This is a genomic window from Pseudomonas sp. AC463, from assembly GCF_979253585.1.
In genome coordinates this window covers 1-302 of sequence record NZ_CEEDDZ010000406.1, presented here as the reverse complement: position 1 = coordinate 302, position 302 = coordinate 1, and the positions used below count along the sequence as shown (strand labels likewise).

Genomic DNA, 302 nt, shown 5'->3' with positions numbered 1-302 from the left:
AACGATGGGTGCTCGAACACTGCGGGAAAGGTCGCCAACAGGTTGTCGATCAGCACGTTGATATCAGCGATGAACTCCCCGGCAGTACCGGCAGCCAGTTCCACGGCACGGGGCTCGCGAGGCTCGTCGAAGTGATTGACGTAGACGCGATCCGGCGGGGTTTCCAGGCGCTTGCCCTCGGCCCGCAGGTAGCGCTTGACGAAGGAGAACCGCCCGGTGCCCGGCTCGCCCATGACGAATACGTTGTAACCAGGGCGCGGCATGGCCACGCCGAACTGCAGCGCCTGGACGGCACGTTCCTG

General features: G+C 64.6%; 1 protein-coding gene. It reads right to left on the bottom strand.

All coding sequences use genetic code 11. The annotated features are described in order from the left end of the window. Positions 1-302, bottom strand: a 302-nt coding sequence (locus tag AC0IYH_RS30745) for a Lon-like protease helical domain-containing protein (RefSeq protein ID WP_471837951.1), incomplete at both ends; no start/stop codon positions are given.